Origin of the sequence: Streptomyces sp. SN-593 (genome assembly GCF_016756395.1) — a bacterium.
Classification (GTDB): Bacteria; Actinomycetota; Actinomycetes; order Streptomycetales; family Streptomycetaceae; genus Actinacidiphila; species Actinacidiphila reveromycinica.
In genome coordinates, this window is sequence record NZ_AP018365.1 from 5,124,387 (window position 1) to 5,145,533 (window position 21,147).

19 protein-coding genes are annotated in these 21,147 nt (G+C 74.2%); 10 read left to right on the forward strand and 9 right to left on the reverse strand.

Going from position 1 to position 21,147, the window contains the following annotated elements; all coding sequences use genetic code 11:
* Positions 1-71: 71 nt before the first annotated feature.
* Positions 72-1,505 (reverse strand): ergothioneine biosynthesis glutamate--cysteine ligase EgtA, encoded by a 1,434-nt coding sequence (egtA, locus tag RVR_RS21645; protein WP_202235430.1) that lies wholly within the window; start codon positions 1,503-1,505, stop codon positions 72-74.
* A 416-nt stretch (positions 1,506-1,921) separates the two neighbouring features.
* Between egtA and RVR_RS21650 the strand changes: the two genes are divergently transcribed.
* From RVR_RS21650 to RVR_RS21665, 4 genes are all read left to right on the forward strand, one after another.
* Positions 1,922-2,941 carry a polyprenyl synthetase family protein gene (locus tag RVR_RS21650; protein ID WP_202235431.1) on the forward strand — a complete coding sequence of 340 codons (1,020 nt, stop codon included), beginning with the start codon at positions 1,922-1,924 and terminating at the stop codon, positions 2,939-2,941.
* Between the two features lie 478 nt (positions 2,942-3,419).
* The gene (locus RVR_RS21655) at positions 3,420-4,682 is read left to right on the forward strand and encodes a LolA family protein (protein ID WP_237404889.1); all 1,263 of its coding nucleotides are present in this window, start codon (positions 3,420-3,422) and stop codon (positions 4,680-4,682) included.
* 70 nt (positions 4,683-4,752) lie between these two features.
* Positions 4,753-5,718 carry an ABC transporter ATP-binding protein gene (locus RVR_RS21660; RefSeq protein WP_202235432.1) on the forward strand — a complete coding sequence of 322 codons (966 nt, stop codon included), beginning with the start codon at positions 4,753-4,755 and terminating at the stop codon, positions 5,716-5,718.
* Complete coding sequence (locus tag RVR_RS21665; protein ID WP_202235433.1) at positions 5,705-6,661, forward strand: ABC transporter permease; 957 nt, start codon at positions 5,705-5,707, stop codon at positions 6,659-6,661. The genes RVR_RS21660 and RVR_RS21665 overlap by 14 nt, the downstream gene beginning before the upstream one ends.
* Before the next feature lie 9 nt (positions 6,662-6,670).
* On the opposite strand, the gene rarD is transcribed toward RVR_RS21665, so the two are convergent.
* A complete protein-coding gene (gene rarD, locus RVR_RS21670; protein WP_202235434.1) occupies positions 6,671-7,624 on the reverse strand; it encodes an EamA family transporter RarD in 954 nt (317 codons plus the stop codon).
* 121 nt (positions 7,625-7,745) lie between these two features.
* Positions 7,746-8,606 (reverse strand): SDR family oxidoreductase, encoded by an 861-nt coding sequence (locus tag RVR_RS21675; RefSeq protein WP_202235435.1) that lies wholly within the window; start codon positions 8,604-8,606, stop codon positions 7,746-7,748.
* Positions 8,607-8,713: 107 nt separating this feature from the next.
* On the opposite strand from RVR_RS21675, the gene RVR_RS21680 reads away from it, so the two are divergent.
* Complete coding sequence (locus RVR_RS21680) at positions 8,714-9,079, forward strand: winged helix-turn-helix transcriptional regulator (protein ID WP_202235436.1); 366 nt, start codon at positions 8,714-8,716, stop codon at positions 9,077-9,079.
* 66 nt (positions 9,080-9,145) lie between these two features.
* On the opposite strand, the gene RVR_RS21685 is transcribed toward RVR_RS21680, so the two are convergent.
* The 3 genes from RVR_RS21685 to RVR_RS21695 form a co-directional block, all read right to left on the reverse strand.
* A complete protein-coding gene (locus RVR_RS21685) occupies positions 9,146-10,255 on the reverse strand; it encodes a 2-oxoacid:ferredoxin oxidoreductase subunit beta (protein WP_202235437.1) in 1,110 nt (369 codons plus the stop codon).
* The gene (locus tag RVR_RS21690) at positions 10,248-12,260 is read right to left on the reverse strand and encodes a 2-oxoacid:acceptor oxidoreductase subunit alpha (protein ID WP_202238897.1); all 2,013 of its coding nucleotides are present in this window, start codon (positions 12,258-12,260) and stop codon (positions 10,248-10,250) included. Before RVR_RS21690 ends, RVR_RS21685 begins: the two co-directional genes overlap by 8 nt.
* A gap of 153 nt (positions 12,261-12,413) precedes the next feature.
* Positions 12,414-13,073: a response regulator transcription factor gene (locus RVR_RS21695; RefSeq protein ID WP_202238899.1), complete on the reverse strand. Its 660-nt coding sequence runs from the start codon at positions 13,071-13,073 to the stop codon at positions 12,414-12,416.
* A 158-nt stretch (positions 13,074-13,231) separates the two neighbouring features.
* On the opposite strand from RVR_RS21695, the gene RVR_RS21700 reads away from it, so the two are divergent.
* A complete protein-coding gene (locus RVR_RS21700; protein WP_202235438.1) occupies positions 13,232-14,188 on the forward strand; it encodes a quinone oxidoreductase family protein in 957 nt (318 codons plus the stop codon).
* A 545-nt stretch (positions 14,189-14,733) separates the two neighbouring features.
* On the opposite strand, the gene RVR_RS21705 is transcribed toward RVR_RS21700, so the two are convergent.
* From RVR_RS21705 to RVR_RS21715, 3 genes are all read right to left on the reverse strand, one after another.
* Positions 14,734-15,192: a MarR family winged helix-turn-helix transcriptional regulator gene (locus tag RVR_RS21705; protein WP_202235439.1), complete on the reverse strand. Its 459-nt coding sequence runs from the start codon at positions 15,190-15,192 to the stop codon at positions 14,734-14,736.
* A 33-nt stretch (positions 15,193-15,225) separates the two neighbouring features.
* The gene (locus RVR_RS21710; RefSeq protein WP_430393160.1) at positions 15,226-16,575 is read right to left on the reverse strand and encodes a sensor histidine kinase; all 1,350 of its coding nucleotides are present in this window, start codon (positions 16,573-16,575) and stop codon (positions 15,226-15,228) included.
* A gap of 71 nt (positions 16,576-16,646) precedes the next feature.
* Positions 16,647-17,885, reverse strand: coding sequence for a sensor histidine kinase (locus tag RVR_RS21715; protein WP_202235440.1), 1,239 nt, complete (start codon positions 17,883-17,885; stop codon positions 16,647-16,649).
* Positions 17,886-18,100: 215 nt separating this feature from the next.
* Between RVR_RS21715 and RVR_RS21720 the strand changes: the two genes are divergently transcribed.
* From RVR_RS21720 to nuoH, 4 genes are read left to right on the forward strand one after another with little or no spacing between them, the layout of a single operon-like run.
* Positions 18,101-18,475 carry an NADH-quinone oxidoreductase subunit A gene (locus tag RVR_RS21720; protein WP_202235441.1) on the forward strand — a complete coding sequence of 125 codons (375 nt, stop codon included), beginning with the start codon at positions 18,101-18,103 and terminating at the stop codon, positions 18,473-18,475.
* Complete coding sequence (locus RVR_RS21725; protein WP_202235442.1) at positions 18,466-19,107, forward strand: NADH-quinone oxidoreductase subunit B; 642 nt, start codon at positions 18,466-18,468, stop codon at positions 19,105-19,107. The genes RVR_RS21720 and RVR_RS21725 overlap by 10 nt, the downstream gene beginning before the upstream one ends.
* Complete coding sequence (locus RVR_RS21730) at positions 19,104-20,186, forward strand: NADH-quinone oxidoreductase subunit C (protein WP_202235443.1); 1,083 nt, start codon at positions 19,104-19,106, stop codon at positions 20,184-20,186. The genes RVR_RS21725 and RVR_RS21730 overlap by 4 nt, the downstream gene beginning before the upstream one ends.
* Positions 20,183-21,145 (forward strand): NADH-quinone oxidoreductase subunit NuoH, encoded by a 963-nt coding sequence (gene nuoH, locus RVR_RS21735; protein WP_202235444.1) that lies wholly within the window; start codon positions 20,183-20,185, stop codon positions 21,143-21,145. Before RVR_RS21730 ends, nuoH begins: the two co-directional genes overlap by 4 nt.
* Positions 21,146-21,147 lie beyond the last annotated feature (2 nt).

Consider the following 21,147-nt stretch of genomic DNA (forward strand, 5'->3'; position numbering starts at 1 on the left):
GGAGTGGCCGGATTTTCGGCAGTGTCGGGGTGCGGGGTGCGAGGGTCTGTCACGACTAGCCTTCCGGAGGGTCAGGCGCGGCTCAACGCGTCCAACTGGTCGTGGGCCGGACATCGGCCGCGTTGTGGATAGCGCTCGGCGAAGTCGGAGACGGCCTGCCGCAGGGCCGGGGGAGCCCCGGTGCGCGCGAGGGCGCTCTCGGCGGCGGCGAAGCAGGCGCGGGCGGCCCGGGCCAGTTCGGGATCGGCCAGACCGGTCCGCGCGGCACGGCGCCAGACGAGATCGGTGGGGAGGGGATCACCGCTCGTGGCGAGCGGTTCGGTGGCGGCGTACGCGGTTTCGGCGGCGACCGGATCGTCCAACAGGGTTGCTGCGAGCACGGTCGGCACGATCCACTGGTCGCCGTCCTGCGCGTCGGTCATCCGCAGCTCCAGCCAGCCGCGCGGCCGGACCGGGGGGAAGAGGGTGCTGAGGTGGTAGTCCAGGTCGGCGACGGTGGGCCGCCGGACCCCGGGGGCGCCGCGCACCCACTGGCGGAAGGTGAGCCCGTGGGGCGCGGACCAGTCGCCGGAATCGGTGCGGTCCGGGCCGCTTGGAGAGCCGACAAGACTGCCTTTGAGAGAGCCTGTGGCAGAGCTTCCGCGGCCGGGAGCAGCGGAGGCGGCGGTGCGGCCGCCGGCGGAGGACGCGCCGGGACGCGTGGCGTGCTCCGCGGCAGGGCCCACGGTGCCGCCGTCCTGGCGGATGCACAGCACCCGGGCGTCCAGGGCGTACCGCGCCCACGCGGCGCGCGGGTCCTCGTCCGGTCCGTCGTGCCGCGGCTGCCGGGTCCTGCCGGGGTCCATCAGGGCCCAGTTCGCCTGCCGGGTGGAGACCCAGCCGGTCGGTCTGCCGTCCCGGAAGGGCGAGTTCGCGAACGCCGCGACCATCACCGGGCCGATCCGGTGGGCCAGCGCCCAGCGGCCGCGGTAGCCGGTCACGCCCGGGCGGTCCTCGCCGCTGTCCAGGTTGACCTGCAAGGACGCGGTGCGGCGCATCATCGTGCGACCCCAGGGGCCCTCGCGGTCGAAGAAGCGCTCCATCGCCCGGTAGCGGGGATGGTCGAGGACCCGGGGAGGTTCGCGGTGGGGGTCGAGGCCGTGTCCGACGAGCACCAGTCCGGCGCGTTCGACGGCCTCCCGGAGAGCGGCGAGGTCTTCCGCCATCGCCGCCACGCACCCCGCGAGGCTGGGTGCGGGTGGAGAGCTCAGCTCCACCTGGCCACCCGGTTCCCGGGTGAGCCTGCTGCCCCGGGGCAGTGCCCCTGGGGCCTCGACCGGCGCGAGCGCCGCGTCGAGTCGTTCGACGGGTATCAGTGCGCGGGGATCGGAGCGGTCCTGGACCAGCCACTCCAGTTCCACGCCGGTGCGCTCGGGCGGGCCCGTCTTGAAGCACACCCCGTGTACGTGGGCCTCCGCCTCGTCCTCGGTGAGGTCTTCACGTCGGTCGGCACGGTTGACAGCCATCGGTCCACCTCCTCATTTCTTCTGTCGGGTGTTCATCCGAAGCGAGGACATGTCACATGTTGCTGGGGAGAGTGTAGTTCGCCACGGTGCGTGGCGGTCTTACGTCATGATGACCGGGCATGCGGGCAAGCATTCGATATCGGCCGAGTATTCCCCCGTCCGTACTCTTCACTCTTTCGAGTGGGTCATATATGAATAAACCAGGTGATCGTGATGATACGGGCGGTGGTCGTCCGCAGCTCGTCGCAGGGCGATGCCCCGGCGGTGATCAACACGTGACCGGCTACCCTGCCGGTAGGAGCAGTCGCAGGTCCCCGTCCCCGGACGGTCCCCGCGGCGGTTCCCGGTAGTAGCCGCCGTAGCCGCCCGAAGCGCAGACCCCGCCAGATGCCAGACCAGCGACAGGAGTACCCCTCGTGACCGTCGTCGGGCCCTTCGGGCTGAGCGTGTGGGACGAGAACCTCGATGCCGACGTCCAGGCCGGTCTCGCAGCCGTGGAGGAAGGGCTGCTGGAGGCGACCAAGAGCGACGTCCCCTTCATCACCGACACGGCGCGCCACCTCCTGCGGGCCGGCGGCAAGCGCTTCCGGCCGCTCCTGGTGATGCTCGGGGCGCAGTTCGGCGACCCGCACGCGCCGGGGGTGGTGCCCGCCGCCGTCGTCGTGGAGCTGACCCACCTCGCCACCCTCTACCACGACGACGTCATGGACGAGGCGGACGTGCGCCGCGGGGTGCCGAGCGCCAACTCCCGCTGGGACAACTCGGTGGCGGTCCTCACCGGCGACTTCCTCTTCTCCCGGGCCTCCCACATCCTCGCGGACCTCGGGCCCGAGGCGGTGCGGGTGCAGGCCGAGGCGTTCGAGCGGTTGGTCACCGGGCAGATCATGGAGACCGTCGGCCCGCGCGACGGGCGCGACCCGCTCGACCACTACCTGGAGGTCATCGCGGGCAAGACCAGCTCGCTGATGGCGGTGTCCGGCCGGTTCGGGGCGATGATGTCGGGCGCCGACGAGTCGGTGGTCCACGTCCTCACCCAGTACGGCGAGCGGATCGGCGTGGCGTTCCAACTGGCCGACGACGTGCTGGACATCGCGAGCGACAGCCACGAGTCGGGCAAGACGCCCGGGACGGACCTGCGCGAGGGCATCCCGACGCTGCCGGTCCTGCACGTGCGCCGCTGGCGCGCGCAGGGAAAGGGCCCGGCGACGCCCGAGGACCGGCGGCTGAACGAACTCCTCGACGGCGACCTGACGGACGACGCGCTCCACGCGGAGGCGCTGCACCTGCTGCGGGCGCATCCCGCGCTGGAGCAGGCGCGCCGTGACACCGTCCGCTACGCGGACGAGGCGAGGGCGGCGCTCGCGCCGCTGCCCGACCTCCCGGCGAAGGCGTCCCTGGCCGCCCTGTGCGAAGCGGTCGTCCACCGCGCGGGTTGAGGCGGAGCGAGGGCGCCTCACCCCCGGGGTGGTCCGTGCCGTCGGTTCCGCGACCACCTGCCGGTGGGTCGCCGGCCGCACCGTATCCCCGCCCCTGGGCAACCGCGGGTCTTCCACGGCCTTCCACGGCCGGCTGTCTTCGGGGCGGCCTGGTGGGGCCAGTTGGCGGGGCCGGGAGGGGCACCGGCGGAGCGTCCGCGGGAGGGCCCGCACGGCCCAGGGGCGCGGGGGCGGCGCGATCGGCCACGACGCACCGGGTGGTCCCGGAACCGACGGCACCGCGTACCCCGGAGGGTCGGGGGCGCCCCGGGCAGGCGTCATACCCGGGGCGTACGGCGGGCCCGCCCCCGGAGGGATGTGCGGGGGCGGGGAATCTGGTCGGATGGGGTCACCCCACCGCATGGCGGACTGGGGGACAATCGCCCCGGGTAGGGGGAAACCGCGAGCGGGCCGCCGCTGACGACGGAGGTACAACGCCATGGCAGTGACCGAACGGATCGGGCGACCCGAGCCGGAGGAGCCGGAGCGACCGCGCGGCCGCGCCCGGAAGATCGCGCGCTACGCCGTACCCGTCGCTGTGGCGGGCGTGGCGGCCGCCACGATCACGCTGGTGCCCGCGCTCGCCGACGCCGGCGACCCCTCGCTGCCGAAGATCACCGCACAGCAGTTGCTGACGAAGATCGCGGCCTCGGACACCCGCGCCCTGGACGGCACCGTGAAGGTGAGCACCGACCTCGGCCTGCCCGACGCGCTCTCGGGGGGCGCGGCCGGCGGTCTGCTGTCGGGCGCGGGCGGCTCCGGCAAGGACGGCTCCTCCGCCGCCCCGCAGGCGCAGCTCGCCCAGCTCCTCGTCGGCACCCACCAGTTGCACGTCGCGGTCGACGGCCAGGACCGGCAGAAGGTCTCGGTCATCGAGCCCGCCGCCGAGTACAGCGTCATCCACGACGGCACCCAGTTGTGGGCGTACGACAGCGCGTCGAACCAGGCGTACCACGCGACGCTGCCCGCCGCGGCGGACGAGTCCTCGGGCCCGGTCGGCGCGCGGCCGTCCGACGGCGTGCCGACCACCCCGCAGGCCGCCGCCGAGCAGGTGCTCCGGGCGGCGCGCGGCACCTCCTCGGTCACCGTCGACGGCACCGCCCGGGTGGCCGGCCGCAGCGCCTACGAACTGGTGGTCACGCCCGAGCACGCCGCCGACACCACGGTCGGGTCGGTCCGCATCGCGGTCGACTCCGGCACCGGGGTCCCGCTGAAGTTCACCGTGCTTCCGAAGGGCGGCGGCAAGGCCGTCTTCGAGATCGGCTTCACCAAGGTCGGGTTCGGGGAGCCGGCCGCGAGCACCTTCTCGTTCACCGCGCCCAAGGGCGCCGAGGTGACCGAGGGCAAGTCCTCCGGCGCGTCCGGCGGCAGCGGGGCCGGCGCCGTGGCCGGCCTGGCCGCGCCCACCGTGCTCGGCACCGGCTGGGACTCCGTCGCGGTGATCGACACCGGCGACGCGGGCTCGGGGTCGGGCGACGGCGGCGGCAGCGGCTTCGGCGCGGACGGCACGGCCGGTTCGGGCCGCGGCGGCGACGCGTCGTCGGCGCTCGACGGATACGGCACCAAGGTCACCGGCTCCTTCGGCACCGGCACCGTCTTCCACACCCGCCTGGTGAACGTGCTCCTCACCGACGAGGGCAGGCTCTACGTCGGCGCGGTCACCGAGTCCGCGCTGACCGCGGCGGCCGGCGGCCACCACTAGCCCCGGTGCGCGGCGCGGCGCGGTGCGGCAGCGCGGGAGAGCGGCGGAGCCAGGAGAGCGAGGGAGCGCGATGACGGAGCCGGCCCCGGCGGCGGCCCCCGGTGAGGCCGTGATCGAGACCCGCGGCCTCGCCAAGCGGTACCGCGGCACCCTCGCCGTCGACGGCCTCGACCTGCGGGTGCCGCGCGGCAGCGTCTTCGGCTTCCTCGGGCCGAACGGCTCGGGCAAGACCACCACCATCCGGATGCTGATGGGCCTGGTCGAGCCGACCGCCGGTACCGCCCGGGTGCTCGGCCGCCCGATGCCGCGTTCGGCCCGCTCGGTGCTGCCCCGGGTCGGCGCGCTCATCGAGGGCCCGGCGCTGTACGGCTTCCTGTCCGGCCGCGACAACCTGCTGCGGTACGACGCGGCCGACCCGACCGCCGACCCGCGCACCCGCCGGGCCCGGGTCGGCGCCGCCCTGGACCGGGTGGGGCTGGCCGCGGCCGCGCAGAAACGGGCCCGGCAGTACTCGCTCGGCATGAAGCAGCGCCTCGGCCTCGCGGCGGCGCTGCTCCAGCCGCGGGACCTACTGGTGCTCGACGAGCCGACGAACGGCCTCGACCCGCAGGGCATGCGGGAGATCCGCACCCTGGTCAGGGAGCTGGCCGCCGACGGCACGACCGTCTTCCTCTCCTCGCACCTGCTGGACGAGATCGAGCAGGTCTGCACGCACGCCGCGGTGATGGCCCGCGGCCGGCTGATCACGCAGGGCCCGGTCGCCGAGCTGTCGGCCGGTACCCGCGGCCGGCTCGCCGTCACCACGCCGGACCCGGCCGAGGCCGTCCGGGTGCTGGCCGGCCGCGGCGTGACCGCCCTGTCCGCGGACGGGCAGCGCGTCACCGGCGAGTTGCCCGCCGAGCCGCCGGACCTCGCGGAGCTGAACGCGGCCCTGGTTGCGGCGGGCGTCCGCGTGCGCGGCTTCGGCCTCGAACGCGGCTCGCTGGAGGACGCGTTCGTCGCGCTGACCGGGGAGGGCTTCGATGTCGCGGGCTGAGACGGCGCCGGAGGGGGCGCAGGAGGCCGCCGGCGCCCCGCCGGACCCCGTGGATCCGACCGGCGCCGCCTCGGGCCGTACGGGCCGAGCGGCGGTGCGGCGGCTGTGGTCGCTCGCTCTGTTCCGCTCCGAGCTGCTGATCGTCTTCCGGCGCTGGCGGACCCTCGCGCTGTTCGGGGTGCTGGCGGGCGTCCCGGTGCTGGTCGGCGTCGCGGTGCGGATCGAGACGCGCGACGGCGGGTCGGTCGGCGGCCGGTCCGGCGGCGACGGCGGGCCGGCGTTCATCCAGCAGGTGAGCAACAACGGCCTGTTCCTCGCCTTCACCGCGCTCGCCGCCACCCTGCCGTTCTTCCTGCCGATGGCCGTCGGCGTGGTCGCGGGCGACGCGGTCGCCGGCGAGGCGAGCGGCGGCACCCTGCGCTACCTGCTGGTCGCCCCGGCCGGGCGGACCCGGCTGCTGGTCGCCAAGTACGCCTCGGTGCTGGCCTTCTGCCTCGCGGCCACGCTGGTCGTCGCCGTGTCCGGCCTCGTGGTGGGCTTCGTGCTCTTCCCGGTCGGCGACGTGACGACCCTGTCCGGGACCACCGTCCCGCTCTCCCAGGGCATGCTGCGGGCGCTGCTGATCGCGGCCCTGGTGGCCGGCTCGCTGGTGGGCGTGGCCGCGCTCGGGCTGTTCGTCTCCACCCTCACCGACAGCGGCATCGGCGCCATGGCGGCCACCGTCGGCCTGCTGATCACCGTGCAGATCGTGGACACCATCCCGCAGTTGCACGCGGTCCAGCCGTACCTCTTCCCGCACTACTGGCTGAGCTTCGCCGACGTGCTGCGCGATCCGGTGCAGTGGAACGGCATCGGGCGGAACCTGGGCCTCCAGGCGCTGTACGCGGCCGTGTTCGGGTCGGCCGCGTGGGCGCGGTTCACCTCGCGCGACATCACGGCGTAGCGCAGGACATCACGGCGTAGCGCTGTCGGCGGCCGCGCGGCCGGACACGGCACCCGTCGCGGCGCCGGCCGCGGCGAGCGCGAGCCGGCCCCGCCGGGCGGTGCGCAGCGCGTCCCAGGTGAGGACCGCCAGCGCGGCCCAGACCAGGAAGAACCCGGCCCACCGGTCGGGCGGCATCGTCTCGTGGAAGTGGAGCACCCCGATCAGGAACTGGGAGACCGGGGTGAGGTACTGCATCAGGCCGATCGTGGACAGCGGCAGCCGGGTCGCGGCCATGCCGAAGAAGATCAGCGGTACCGCGGTGACCAGGCCGCAGGCGGCGAGCAGCGAGGCGTGCCCCGGTCCGTGGTGGGTGAAGGTGGAGTGGCCGCCGGCGCCGAGCACCACCAGGTAGCCGAGCGCGGGCAGGAACTGCACGCTCGCCTCGGCGGCGAGCGACTCCAGGCCGCCCATGGCGACCTTCTTCTTGATCAGCCCGTAGCCCCCGAAGGAGAAGGCCAGGGTGAGCGCGATCCACGGCAGCCGCCCGTAGCCGACCGTGAGCACCACCACGGCCGCGCAGCCGATGCCGACGGCGGCCCACTGCACCGGGCGCAGCCGTTCGTGCAGCACCAGCACGCCGAGGCCGATGGTGACCAGCGGGTTGATGAAGTAGCCGAGCGCGGCCTCGACCACGTGGCCGGCGTTCACCGCCCAGATGTACACGCCCCAGTTCACGGTGACCGCGGTCGCCGCGGCCGCGATCAGCGCCAACCGCCGCGGCTGCCGGACCAGTTCGGCGATCCACGCCCAGCGGCGCAGCACCAGCAGGATGACCGCGGCCACGCCGAGCGACCACACCATGCGGTGCGCCAGGATCTCCAGCGCCCCGGCCGGCTCCAGCAGCGGCCAGTAGAGCGGGAAGAGCCCCCACAGCCCGTAGGCCGCGAAGCCGTAGCCCAACCCCGCCCGCTGCTCGTCCATGTGCCCGCCCCTCCCGACCCCGTACGGCTCCCCGACCGTAGCGGGCGGCGGCGCGGCCTGTCATGGCCATATCGCAGTGTGGTCATGACAGGCCGCGCCCGGGCGGGCTGGGCGGGGGCGGTCAGCCCTTCAGCGCGGCGGCCACCGACTGCGGCATCGGGGTGGTCGGGCGGCCGATCAGCCGGGACAGGTCGCCGCTGGTGCCCGCGAGCAGGCCGCGGCCGATCGCCCGGTCGACGTCGACCAGCACCTCGGCGAACGCGGCCGGCAGGCCGGCGCCCACGAGGATCTCCAGGTACTGCTCGGAGGAGACGTTCCGGTAGGCGATCTCCTGTCCGCTCGCCTGCGCGACCGCTGCCGCGTACTCCGCGAAGCTCCACGCGGTGTCGCCGCTGAGTTCGTACGCCTTGCCCTCGTGGCCCTCGCCGGTGAGCACCACGGCCGCCGCGGCCGCGTAGTCCGCGCGCGCGGCGGAGGAGACCCGGCCCTCCCCGGCGCTGGCGACGACGGCGCCGTGCTCCAGCACCGTGCCGAGGTTCTGCGTGTACACCTCGGTGTACCAGCCGTTGCGCAGGAAGGTGTGCGGCAGCCCGGAGTCGAGGATCAGCCGCTCGGTCAGCTTGTGCTCCTCGGCGAGCGCGAGATCGGCCTCCGGGCCGCCGAGGATGCCCGTGTACGCCAGCAGGCCGACGCCCGCCCCGCGCGCCGCGTCGACCACCGCCGTGTGCTGCGGCAGCCGTCGGCCGACGTCGTTGCCGGAGACGAACAGCACCCGGTCGCCGGCCGCGAACGCGCCCTTCAGGGTCTGCGGGTCGTCGTAGGTCGCGACCCGCACCTCCACGCCCTTCGCGGCCAGGTCGGCCGCCTTGCCCGGGTCCCGGACGACCGCGGCGATCCCGCCCGCCTCCACCCCGCGCTCCAGCAGGTCCGCGATGACGAGCCGGCCCAGGTGGCCGGTTGCCCCGGTGACGACGATGCTCATGCTGTTGCTCCCGTTCTGCGGTGGTCCGCGGATCACTCCGACGTCTCCGCCACCGTAACGCGGGCACTAACTTCGGGAAAGTACCCACCTTGGAGTACGGTACCCCCATGAAGGTGAGTGAAGCGGGCCGGCTGCGGGGCTGTCCGGAGCGGGCGGTCCTCGAACACGTCACCAGCACCTGGGGCGTCCTGGTGCTGGTCGAGCTGGCGGGCGCGGGCACCCTGCGCCCCAGCGAGCTGCGCCGCCGGATCGGCGGGGTGAGCGAGAAGATGCTCGCGCAGACCCTGCGCACCCTGGAGCGGGACGGCTTCGTCCGCCGCCTGGCCCACCCGGTGATCCCGCCCCACGTCGACTACGACCTCACCCCCCTCGGCCACCAGGTCGCCGGGAAGGTCCGCGCCCTCGCCGAGTGGACCGCCGGGAACATGGCCGCGGTCGCCGCCGCCCAGCGGGCCTACGACGCGGCCCGGTGACGCGTCCGCCCCGCCGCACCGGAGCGGGCCGGCGGGGCGGGGCGGAGGGGTTCCGTGGCCGGCGCGTCAGTCGGCGACGGTCCAGGTGTCCTTCCCGGCGAGGAGGGCCGCCAGGTCGCCGGGCCCCTGGCGGGTGACGGCGGCTTCGAGCTGCTCGGCCATGTCCGTGTCGTAGACGGGACGGGCGGTGTCGCGGAAGACGCCGATCGGGGTGGCGGTGCCCGGGCCGAAGGCGGTGCCGTCGGTGAGCCGGGTCAGGGCGAAGGCGTTGGTCGGCGAGGGGGAGTGGGCGTCGTGCACGAGGAGGGCCGCCTCGTTGGCGGCGGTGACCTCCACGACCTCCAGGTCGCCGGTGCGCGGGTCGCGGACCACACCCCGCGAGCCGTCGGGGCCGAAGCGGACCGGGGCGCCGTGCTCCAGCCGGATCAGCGCGCTCTGCGCGGTGTCCTTGTCCTTGAGCACGTCGAAGGCGCCGTCGTTGAAGATGTTGCAGTTCTGGTAGATCTCCACCAGCGCGGTGCCCTCGTGGGCGGCGGCCGCGCGCAGCACCGACTGGAGGTGCTTGCGGTCGGAGTCGATGGTGCGGGCGACGAACGACGCCTCGGCGCCGATCGCCAGCGACAGCGGGTTGAAGGGGGCGTCGAGGGAGCCCATCGGCGTGGACTTGGTGATCTTCCCGACCTCGGAGGTGGGGGAGTACTGGCCCTTGGTGAGTCCGTAGATCCGGTTGTTGAAGAGCAGGATCTTGAGGTTCACGTTGCGCCGCAGCGCGTGGATGAGGTGGTTGCCGCCGATGGACAGCGCGTCGCCGTCGCCGGTGACCACCCACACGCTCAGGTCGCGCCGGGAGGCCGCCAGCCCGGTGGCGATGGCCGGGGCGCGGCCGTGGATGGAGTGCATCCCGTAGGTGTTCATGTAGTACGGGAAGCGCGAGGAGCAGCCGATGCCGGAGACGAAGACGACGTTCTCCCGGGCCAGGCCCAGTTCCGGCATGAACGACTGGACGGCGGCGAGGATGGCGTAGTCCCCGCAGCCTGGGCACCAGCGCACCTCCTGGTCGGACTTGAAGTCCTTCATGCTCTGGGGGGAGGCGGCCTTGGGCACCAGCGACAGCGCCGTCGCGCCGGCGAGCGGGCCGATCCCGGCGGCGGGGTCGAGCGTGGGGGTCTCAGACATCCGCGTTCTCCTTCGCGATGGCCTGCGCCAGCTGTTCGGCCTTGAAGGGCAGCCCGGTCACCTGGGTGTGGGAGCGTGCGTCCACCAGGTACTTCGCCCGCAGCAGGTGCGCGAGCTGACCGAGGTTCATCTCCGGCACCAGCACCTTGTCGTACCGGGCCAGCACCGAGCCGAGGTTCGCCGGGAACGGGTTGAGGTGGCGCAGGTGGGCCTGTGCGACCCGGCCGCCCTCGCGCCGGACGCGGCGCACCGCGGCGGTGATCGGCCCGTACGTCGATCCCCAGCCCAGCACCAGGGTGCGCGCGGCGCCGTCCGGGTCGTCCACCTCCAGGCGGGGGACCTCGATGCCGTCGATCTTCGCCTGGCGGGTGCGGACCATGAAGTCGTGGTTGGCCGGGTCGTAGGAGATGTTCCCGGTGCCGTCCTGCTTCTCGATGCCGCCGATCCGGTGCTCCAGACCCGGGGTGCCGGGCACCGCCCAGGGCCGGGCCAGGGTCTCCGGGTCGCGCAGGTAGGGCCGGAAGCTCCGGGTGCCGTCGGCCGCCGTGTGGTTCGGGCCGGAGGCGAACTCCACCCGCAGGTCCGGAAGTTCGTCGACGTCCGGGACCCGCCAGGGCTCCGAGCCGTTGGCGAGGTAGCCGTCGGAGAGCAGCATCACCGGGGTGCGGTAGGCGAGCGCGATCCGGGCGGCCTCCAGCGCGGCGGCGAAGCAGTCCGCGGGGGTGGCCGGGGCCACCACCGGCACCGGCGCCTCGCCGTTGCGCCCGTACATCGCCTGGAGCAGGTCGGCCTGCTCGGTCTTGGTCGGCAGGCCGGTGGACGGCCCGCCGCGCTGGATGTCCACGACCAGCAGCGGCAGTTCGAGCGACACCGCCAGCCCGATGGTCTCGGACTTCAGCGCCACCCCCGGCCCGGAGGTGGTGGTGACCGCCAGCGACCCGCCGAACGCGGCGCCCAGCGCGGCGCCGATCGCGGCGATCTCGTCCTCGGCCTGGAAGGTCCGCACGCCGAAGTTCTTGTGCCGGCTCAGCTCGTGCAGGATGTCCGAGGCCGGGGTGATCGGGTAGGAGCCGAGGAACAGCGGGAGCCCGCTGCGGCTCGACGACGCGACCAGGCCGTAGGCGAGCGCGAGGTTCCCGGAGATGTTGCGGTAGGTGCCGCCCGGGAAGGCGCTGGCGGCGGGCGCCACCTCGTAGGAGACGGCGAAGTCCTCGGTGGTCTCGCCGAAGTTCCAGCCGGCGCGGAAGGCGGTGACGTTCGCCTCGGCGACGTCCGGCTTCCTGGCGAACTTGGCGCGCAGGAAGGATTCGGTGCCCTCGGTCGGGCGGTGGTACATCCAGGAGAGCAGGCCGAGCGCGAACATGTTCTTCGCCCGCTCGGCGTCCTTGCGGGCCAGGCCGCTGTCCTTGAGCGCCTCCAGGGTCAGCGTGGTCAGCGGCACCGGGTGCACCGCGTAGGCCGCCAGCGAGCCGTCCTCCAGCGGGTTCGCGGCGTACCCGACCTTCGCCATGGCCCGCTTGGTGAACTCGTCGGTGTTGACGATGACCTCGGCGCCCCGCGGCAGGTCGGCCAGGTTCGCCTTGAGGGCGGCAGGGTTCATCGCGACCAGGACGTCGGGGGCGTCGCCCGGGGTGAGGATGTCGTGGTCGGCGAAGTGGAGCTGGAACGAGGAGACCCCCGGCAGGGTGCCTGCGGGGGCCCGGATCTCGGCGGGGAAGTTCGGCAGCGTGGACAGGTCGTTGCCGAACGACGCCGTCTCGGAGGTGAAGCGGTCGCCGGTGAGCTGCATCCCGTCGCCCGAGTCGCCCGCGAACCGGATGATCACCCGGTCCAGCCGGCGCGTCTCCTTGCCGGGGGCCGGCGGCCCGCCGGTCCCGCCCGGCTCGGCGAGCCCACCGGCTCCGGCGAGTCCTCCGGGCTCCGCGACCTCCCCGGCGGGGGAGCCGAGCACGGTCCCCGGACCCTCGTGTTCCTCGTTGATGGGGCTGCTGACCTGGCTGGTCACTGAACGGACCTCCTTCGCGGCGGCACTGCTCATCACCGGTCATCGTACGTCGGTAAGGGTCACCTTCCCGGTACGTTCGGCAAAGGGGAACCGGACCCGCGGCTGACCGGAAAACCACCACCTGTTCCCCTTGTGAGACAGCGTGTCAGCAATTCACGAGTTGAGGTAGGTCAGCACCGCCAGCACCCTGCGGTGATCCCCCTCACTCGGAGCGAGGCCCAGTTTGAGGAAGATGTTGCTCACGTGCTTCTCCACCGCGCCGTCGCTCACCACGAGCTGCTTGGCCACCGCCGAGTTGGTCCGGCCCTCGGCCATCAGCCCCAGCACCTCGCGCTCGCGCGGGGTCAGCCCGGCGAGCACGTCCTGCTTGCGGCTGCGGCCGAGCAGTTGCGCGACCACCTCGGGGTCCAGCGCGGTGCCGCCCTCGGCGACCCGGACCACCGCGTCCACGAACTCGCGGACGTCGGCCACCCGGTCCTTGAGCAGGTAGCCCACCCCGCGGCTGCTGCCGGCCAGCAGTTCCGTCGCGTACTGCTCCTCGACGTACTGCGACAGCACCAGCACGCCCACGCCCGGGTGCTCCCTGCGCAATTGCACGGCCGCGCGCACCCCTTCGTCGGTGTGCGTCGGCGGCATCCGCACGTCGGCCACCACGACGTCAGGAGGCGCGCCCTCGCCGGCCAGCCCGCGGACCGCGTCGAGCAGGGCCTCGGCGTCGCCGACCCCCGCGACCACGTCATGGCCCCGGTCGGTGAGCAGCCGGGTCAGTCCCTCCCTGAGCAGTACCGAATCCTCGGCGATGACGACCCGCACTCTTTCCTCCACCGTCTCCAGCTCCCCCGTTCGAACCGACTGGCCCAGCATCCCAGCATCGGCGGCTCGATGAGGAATACGGTTCGGGGTGGGCAAGGTTGCGCCCGGCGATCAGCGGCGGCCGCCCGTACGGGCGGCGCCCGGGGAGAGGAGAACGTGTGCGCGCGGTCGGTTTCGACGTCATAGGCGGTCCTGAGGTACTCAAGGCCGTGGACCTGCCCGCGCCCGTGCCCGGGCCCGGCCAGCTCCTGGTCCGGGTCGCCTACGCCGGCGTCAACCACGACGAGATGCGGCACCGGCTGGGGGACTTCGGCACCCCGCGGCACACCACCGTGCCCGGCTTCGAGGTCTCCGGCGAGGTCGCCGCGGTCGGCCCGGGCGTGACCGGTCTGACGGTCGGCGAGCAGGTCGCCGCCTACCTCCCGGACGGCGGCGGCTACGCCGAGTACGCCCTGGCGCCCGCGGACTTCGCCTTCCCGCTCGACGGGATCTCGCTGCGCGACGGCGGCGGCGCCGGCCTCACGCTCACCGCCGCCTACGGCATCCTCGCCGGCGCCGCCCGGCTCACCGCGGGCGACACGGTGCTGATCCACGCCGCCGCCGGCGGCATCGGCTCGGCCGCCGCCCAGATCGCCCGCGCGCTGGGCGCCGCCGCGGTCTACGGCACCGTCGGCTCCGCGGCGAAGGCCGAGTACGCCGAGCGCTTCGGCTACGACGCGATCCACCCGCGCGACGCCTTCGCGGCGGCGGTGCGGGAGGTCGACGTGGTGCTCGACCCGATCGGCGGCCCCACCCGGCTCGCCTCGCTGCCGCTGCTCGCCCCCTTCGGCCGCCTCGCCCTGTACGGCGAGGCCGCCCGCCACCCGGACCTCTCGCTGCCGCTGCTGCCGCTGTGGCAGAACAACCGCTCGCTGGCCGGCTACAACATCGCCGACCTCGCCCGCCGCGCGCCCGCCGCCGTCCGCTCGCACGCCCTGTCCGCGCTGTCCCTGCTGGCCTCCGGCGCGATCCGGCTCGACATCACCGGGGAGCTGCCGCTCGCGCGGGCGGCCGACGCCCACCAGGTCCTGGCGGACGGCCGCGGCACCGGGAAGGTGCTGCTGCGGGTCGGCTAGTGCACGTTCGGCGCGGGCGGCGCCGGAGCAGGAGCCCGCGCATGGGCCCGAGCATGGGCCCGGGCCGCCCCGACCGCGGGCCCGGGCCGCCCCGGGCCCGCGGTCGGGGCAGCCCGGTGCAGGGCCGGTGGGCCCGGGTGCCCGGACGGTGGGTGGTGGCGACCCCCGGGGCTGCCTCCGGAGCCGGGTCCGGGTCGGTGGTGGGGCCCGGGGCCGGGATGAGGCCGGTGGACCTGTGCGCCGGGGCCGCTGCGCAACCGGTGTGCCCGGGTGCCTGGCTGCGGGCCGGGGCTGCCCCGGGGCCGAGCCGATGCCCGTACCCGGGTTCGGGGCGACGCGCGGGTGGAATCGGGGTGAGGGCCGAGCCGATGCCCGGGTTCGGGTCGGTGCCCGGGTTCGCTGCCGGGTCCGGCGCGAGCGCGGGTGGAATCAGGGTCAGGGCCGGGTCAGTGCCCGGGTTCGCTGCCGGGGCCGGGTTCGCTGCCGGGGCCGGGGCCGGGGCCGGGGCGGCGTGGGGGCGTGGGTCCGGGCGGCGGCGGGGCGGCTCAGGACTGGGCGACCTCGTCGAGCAGCGCCATCGCGTCGATGATCGTCTGCCGCTGCTCCTCGGTGTACCGGGTCCGCAGCTCCCGGACCAGCCACTCCTGCCGCGACCGGCGGTCGCCGAGCCGCCGTTCCACGCCCCGCTCGGTCAGCGCCAGCAACTGCCGCCGGCCGTCGTCCGGGTCGGGGCGCCGGGACACCAGCCCGGCCTCCTCCAGACCCGCCACGATCTTCGCCATCGACTGCGGCCGGACCCGCTCGATCGCGGCGAGGCCGCTGATCGAGGCACCCTCCCCCTTGGCCAGCCGGACCAGCACCGACGACTGGGCCGGTGTCAGCCCGTCGCCGTTCACCTCCCGCAGCCGGCGCCGCAGCCGGCCGACGACCACCCACACCTGCTCGGCCGCCCGCACCGCGGAGCCGTCACCCGCTCCGCCCGCCCCGCCGCTGATCTCGTCCATGGCCCCCACGGTAGGACCTCGCCCGGCGGGCGGTCAGGACCGCCAGGGCAGTTCGGCCGCGACACGCGTGGGGCCGCCGTACGGGGAGTCCACCACCAGCACGCCGTCCACCGCGTCGAGCCGCTCGGTCAGGCCGGCCAGGCCCGAGCCGCCCTCCGCCGAGGCGCCGCCGCGGCCGTTGTCGTACACGTGCAGCATCAGCCGTTCCCCGGTCTGCCAGACGTCCACGGAGGCGCGGGACGCGCCGCTGTGCTTGCTGACGTTCTGCAGGAGTTCGGAGACCGTGAAGTAGGCGATCCCCTCGATCGCGGGCACCGGCCGGGCCGGCAGGTCCACGGTGACCGAGACCGGCACGGTGCAGCGCGCCGCCACCGCCGACAGCGACGGGCCCAGCCCGCGGTCGGTGAGGATCGCCGGGTGGATGCCGCGGGCGAGGTCGCGTAGTTCCTGGAGGGCCACCTTCACCTCGCCGTGCGCCTCCTCGACCATGGCCGCGCCCACCGCCGGGTCCTCCAGCAGCTTCTCCTTGGCCAGGCCCAGGTCCATGGCCAGGGCCACCAGCCGGGCCTGGGCGCCGTCGTGCAGGTCCCGCTCGATCCGGCGCAGGTCGGCCGCCGCGGTGTCCACCACGGCGCCGCGGTCCGACTCCAGCTCGCTGACCCGGTGGGCCAGCCGGGACGGCCCGAGCAGTCCGCCGACCAGCATCCGGTCCACGTGCGCCATGCCCCGCACCGTCCACGGCATCAGCAGCACCAGCGCCCCGCCGGCGGCCACGCACAGCAGCATGTCCGCGGGGGTGTGCAGCCACCAGCCGTGGTGGCCGTCGCCGTCGCCGTACACCTGGATGCCCTCCTGGCCGAAGTAGACCGGGAACACCCAGCGCCACAGCGGGTAGGTGAGCAGGCCCCAGCCGTAGGTGAAGAAGCTGACCGACACGCAGAAGCTGAAGACGCCCCACGGGAAGTGCAGCAGGCAGTAGATCGCGTGCCGCCAGTTCACGCCGCTGCCGAGCTGGCCGCCCAGCCACGGGAAGAAGCCGCGGGACCTCGTCCGGACCGGGCCGGGCTCCTCCACGTCGAGCCACAGCAGCGAGCGGGCCCGCGCCCGCTCGGCGTACCCGACCGCCCGGCAGCCGCCGAGGGCCAGCACCAGCACCGGCAGCCCGACGAAGGTGACCAGCAGCCCCGCGCCCAGCGACAGCATCGTCACCGTCCACACGAAGCCGAGGACGCCCATCGGCAGGTTCAGCAGCAGGTAGGCCAGTTCCCGCCAGGTGCGCGCCTCCAGGGGCGCGCGCAGCGCGGTGGGCAGCCGGTGCTCTCGCTCGGCGGGCTGGATGCCGTACGCCATGGTCGGGACCGTCCTTTCGGTACTGCTGGTCATACCGACCACACTGGCCCGGCCGGCCCCGGCCGCCCATGGTGCGGATCGGCGTCTTCGGGGTGGGGATTTCCCTACCCCCGGCGCGCCGCCTGCCGCTTCGACTCACGGTCGCGCCAGGGCAGCTCCGCGGTCACCACGGTCGGGCCGCCCGCCGGCGAGGCCACCACGAACAGCCCGTCCACCGAGTCCAGCCGCTCCGCCAGCCCGGCCAGTCCCGACCCGCCGGAGACGTCCGCGCCGCCCCGGCCGTCGTCGCGCACCTGGATCATCAGCCGGTCGCCGGCGTGCCACACCTCCACCGAGGCGTGCCGGGCCCGGCTGTGCTTGCTGACGTTCTGCAGGAGTTCGGAGACCGTGAAGTAGGCGATGCCCTCGATCGCCTCGGCCGGCCGGGCCGGCAGGTCCACGGTGACCGAGACCGGCACGGTGCAGCGGGTCGCGACCGAGGACAGCGCGGCGTCCAGCCCGCGGTCGGTGAGGATCGCGGGGTGGATGCCGCGGGCGAGGTCGCGCAGTTCCTGGAGGGCCACCTTCACCTCGCCGTGCGCCTCGCCGACCATCTTCGCCGCCGCCTCCGGGTCCTCCAGCAGCTTCTCCTTGGCCAGGCCCAGGTCCATGGCCAGGGCCACCAGCCGGGCCTGGGCGCCGTCGTGCAGGTCCCGCTCGATCCGGCGCAGGTCGGCCGCCGCGGTGTCCACGACCACCCCGCGGTCCGACTCCAGCTCCGCGATCCGCCGCTCCAGCTCGTCGGAGGGCTGGAGCAGGCCGCGGGCCAGTGCCCGGTCCACCGTCGACATGCCCCTGGCCAGGAACGGGAGCACCGGCCAGAGCACGAACAGCGAGACCAGCGTGACCACGAAGGTCACGATGCCCCACGGCAGCCGGATCGCCAGGTAGAGCGCGTGCCGCCAGGCCACCGGGTCTTTCAGCGACGCCCACAGCCAGGGCAGGAACCCGCCCAGCGTCCGAGTGCGCAGCGGCCGCGGCTCCTCCACGTGCACCCCCAGCAGCCGGCGCACCCGGGCCCGCTCCAGCCGGCCCAGCAGCCGGCAGCCGCCGAGGCCGAAGGCGAGCAGCGGCAACCCGATCACCGTCACGGACAGCCCGGCGCCCAGTGAGAGCGTCGTCACCACGTAGACGAAGCCGATCAGCGCCATCGGGAGGTTCAGCAGCAGGTTCGCGATCTCCCTCCACGTCACGGCGTCGAAGGCGAAGCGGGCCGGGGGCAGCCGCTGCGGGTCCGGCGTCGGGCCGGGGCCCGGTGCGGAACCGGGGGCCGCGGAGCCGCGCGAGGCGGGCGAGGTGTCCATGGGCCAAGCCTGCCGCCCCCGCGGGGGCGCGCGCCATGGGGTGCGCGGTCCGGCGGTTGGTGGGGTTATCCCCCCTTGTCCGCCGCTCGCCGACCGCGATCCCTGGACGCCTGCTTCCGCCGCAGGGGCCAGGGCCTAGACTCCCTCCGTACAAATCGTCTAAAGATCCATCCGGATCGCTGGACATCGCTGGTCAACGAGTGAACGAGGGGCGGATGGACGTGGACTACTTCCACGGCTACTCGGTCGTCGGTCTGGTCGCGGTCGTCGGCGTGCTCTTCGTGACGGTCTCGTTCACGGCCGGGCGGCTGCTGCGACCCGACGTGCCGACGCGGGAGAAGCTGCTCAGCTACGAATGCGGCGTCGACCCGGTCGGCGAGGACTGGGCGCACACCCAGATCCGCTACTACGTGTACGCGTTCCTCTACGTGATCTTCGCGGTGGACGCGATCTTCCTCTTCCCGTGGGCGACGGTCTTCGCGGCCCACGGCTTCGGCGGGACCACGCTCGTCGAGATGTTCGTCTTCCTCGGCTTCCTCGCGGTCGGGCTGCTGTACGCGTGGAAGAAGGGCGTGCTCGAATGGACGTGACCCTGCCCGACCCGGCCCTGCCGGACCGGTCCGCGACGGCGCTGCCCGAACCGCGCCGGCTCGGCCCGCTGGCCCGGCTGGCACCCGAGCCGATGAAGGTCGTGCTCAACTGGGGCCGCCGCTACAGCCTGTGGGTGTTCAACTTCGGGCTCGCCTGCTGCGCGATCGAGTTCATCGCCGCGTCCATGGCCCGGCACGACTTCATCCGGCTCGGCGTGATCCCCTTCGCGCCCGGCCCGCGGCAGGCCGACCTGATGGTGGTCTCCGGCACGGTCACCGACAAGATGGCGCCCGCGGTGAAGCGGCTCTACGAGCAGATGCCGGAGCCGAAGTACGTCATCTCCTTCGGCGCCTGCTCCAACTGCGGCGGGCCCTACTGGGACTCCTACTCCGTCACCAAGGGCGTCGACCAGATCATCCCGGTCGACGTCTACGTGCCCGGCTGCCCGCCCCGCCCCGAGGCGCTGTTGCAGGGCATCCTCAAGCTCCAGGAGAAGATCGCCCGCGAGTCGCTGGGCGAGCGGTACGGCCGCGGCGGCGGGCGGCCCTCGGCCGCCGCGCTGACCAGCGGCCTGGTCACCCCGCCGCCCCCGCCCGCCGCCGGCGACGGCCCGGAGGCGGGTCGGCGGTGAGCGACTTCGAGCAGTTGCCCGAGCGCGCGGCCGAGGTCTTCGGCGAGGGCGCGACCGCCGAGGAGGCGTACGGCCTGCTGACCGTCGACGTGCCGCCCGCCGGGTGGGTGGCGGCGCTGACCGCCGCCCGGGACGGCCTGGGCTGCACCTTCTTCGACTGGCTGAGCGCGGTGGACGAACCCGGCACCGGCTTCCGGATCTGCGTCCATGTCGTACGCCTCGAAGGCGGCGTCGGGCGGCTGCTGGTGCGGACCACGGTGCCGCACGACGCGGCCGAGCTGGCGACCGCGACCGGCGTCTACGCGGGCGCGGACTGGCACGAGCGCGAGACGCACGAGATGTTCGGCGTCACCTTCACCGGGCACCCGGGCATGGCCCCGCTGCTGCTGCCCGACGAGTTCGAGGGGCACCCGCTGCGCAAGGACTTCGTGCTGGCCGCCCGGGTGGCCAAGGCGTGGCCGGGCGCGAAGGAGCCGGGCGAGTCCCATGACGGCGGCCCGAAGCGGCGCCAGATGCTGCCGCCGGGGGTGCCGGACCCGAACGACTGGGGCCCGCTGAAGGGACAGCTCCCGCCCGCGCCTGCCCGCCCGGCGCGGCGCGCGGCGGCGGGCGGCGCCGCGGGGGAGCGGCCGGCCCGCAGGACCCGCACCGCGGGGGAGGGCTCGGCGAGCCAGGAACCGGCGGGCGGGAGCGCGGCGGGCGGAGGCCCGGCAGCGGAGGGGGCGGCGCGTCCGGCCCGTCCGGCCCGCACCCCGCGCCCGAGCACGCCGGACGCGCCCTGGCAGAAGCCGGCCGAGCGGCCTCCTGCCGGCGGGGAGGCGCCCGAGCCGTCGAAACCCGCCGAGCCGTCGGAACCCGCCGAGCAGCCGCCCGCGGAGAAGCCCCGGTCCGAGCGGCCGCCCCGGTCCGGGTCGGAGCAGGCCGAGCCCTCGGAGGCGGCCGAGCCGTCGAAACCGGTCGAGCCGTCGAAACCCGCCGAGTCCTCGGAACCCGCCGAGCCGTCGGAACCCGCCGAGCAGCCGCCCGCGCCGCCCGCACGTGACGAACCGCCCACCGACGAAGGAGGACGTACCCCGTGAACGACACGCTCCATGTCGTCCTGCGGCTGGTCGCCGTCCTCGTCGCGTTCCTGGTCCTTCCGCTGCTGGTCGGGCAGACCGAGCACAAGGTGATGGCGCACATGCAGGGCCGGCTCGGCCCGATGTACGCCGGCGGCTTCCACGGCTGGGCCCAGCTCGTCGCCGACGGCGTGAAGTTCGCGCAGAAGGAGGACGTGGTCCCGGCCGACGCCGACCGCAGGATCTTCCAGCTCGCGCCCGCCGTCGCCCTGCTGCCGTATCTCCTGGTGCTGATCGTCATCCCGGTCGGGCCGGACGGCTTCGTCGGCGAGGCGGTCGACGCGGGGCTGTTCTTCGTGCTGGCCGTGATGGGCGTCGGCGTCCTCGGGTCGCTGATGGCCGGATGGGCGTCGGCGAACAAGTTCTCGCTGCTCGGCGGCCTGCGCACGGCCGCCCAGCTGATGGCGTACGAGCTGCCGATGCTGCTGGCCGCCGCGTCCGTGGCGATGGCCGCCGGCACCCTGTCGCTGCCGGGCATCGTCGAGTCGTACCACTGGTGGTGGACGCTGTGGCAGCTCATGGGCGGCCTGGTGTTCTTCACCGCCGGACTCGCCGAGTTGCAACGGCCGCCGTTCGACATGCCGGTGGCCGACTCGGAGATCATCTTCGGCGCGTACACCGAGTACACCGGGCTGCGCTTCGCGCTGTTCCTGCTCGCCGAGTACGCGGGGATCGTCGTGCTCTGCGCGCTGACCACGGTGCTGTTCCTCGGCGGCTGGCACGGGCCGTGGTCGGGCGGTGTCGGCTGGCTGTGGACGCTGCTGAAGACCGGTGTGCTCGCCTTCGTGGTGATCTGGCTGCGGGTGAGCTACCCGCGGCTGCGCGAGGACCAGTTGATGAAGTTCGCCTGGACCGTGCTGATCCCGATTTCCCTCGTCCAGATCGCCCTGACCGGCGTCGTCAAGGTGGTGACCTCGTAAGC

Coding starts and splice junctions, on each gene's coding strand:
- RVR_RS21665 (WP_202235433.1), top strand. CDS start 5,705: ATGTCGCGGGCTGAGACGGCGCCGGAGGGGGCGCAGGAGGCCGCCGGC.
- rarD (WP_202235434.1), bottom strand. CDS start 7,624: ATGGACGAGCAGCGGGCGGGGTTGGGCTACGGCTTCGCGGCCTACGGG.
- RVR_RS21720 (WP_202235441.1), top strand. CDS start 18,101: ATGGACGTGGACTACTTCCACGGCTACTCGGTCGTCGGTCTGGTCGCG.
- RVR_RS21660 (WP_202235432.1), top strand. CDS start 4,753: ATGACGGAGCCGGCCCCGGCGGCGGCCCCCGGTGAGGCCGTGATCGAG.
- RVR_RS21715 (WP_202235440.1), bottom strand. CDS start 17,885: ATGGACACCTCGCCCGCCTCGCGCGGCTCCGCGGCCCCCGGTTCCGCA.
- RVR_RS21655 (WP_237404889.1), top strand. CDS start 3,420: ATGGCAGTGACCGAACGGATCGGGCGACCCGAGCCGGAGGAGCCGGAG.
- RVR_RS21710 (WP_430393160.1), bottom strand. CDS start 16,575: ATGACCAGCAGTACCGAAAGGACGGTCCCGACCATGGCGTACGGCATC.
- RVR_RS21725 (WP_202235442.1), top strand. CDS start 18,466: ATGGACGTGACCCTGCCCGACCCGGCCCTGCCGGACCGGTCCGCGACG.
- RVR_RS21675 (WP_202235435.1), bottom strand. CDS start 8,606: ATGAGCATCGTCGTCACCGGGGCAACCGGCCACCTGGGCCGGCTCGTC.
- egtA (WP_202235430.1), bottom strand. CDS start 1,505: ATGGCTGTCAACCGTGCCGACCGACGTGAAGACCTCACCGAGGACGAG.
- RVR_RS21680 (WP_202235436.1), top strand. CDS start 8,714: ATGAAGGTGAGTGAAGCGGGCCGGCTGCGGGGCTGTCCGGAGCGGGCG.
- RVR_RS21705 (WP_202235439.1), bottom strand. CDS start 15,192: ATGGACGAGATCAGCGGCGGGGCGGGCGGAGCGGGTGACGGCTCCGCG.
- RVR_RS21685 (WP_202235437.1), bottom strand. CDS start 10,255: ATGTCTGAGACCCCCACGCTCGACCCCGCCGCCGGGATCGGCCCGCTC.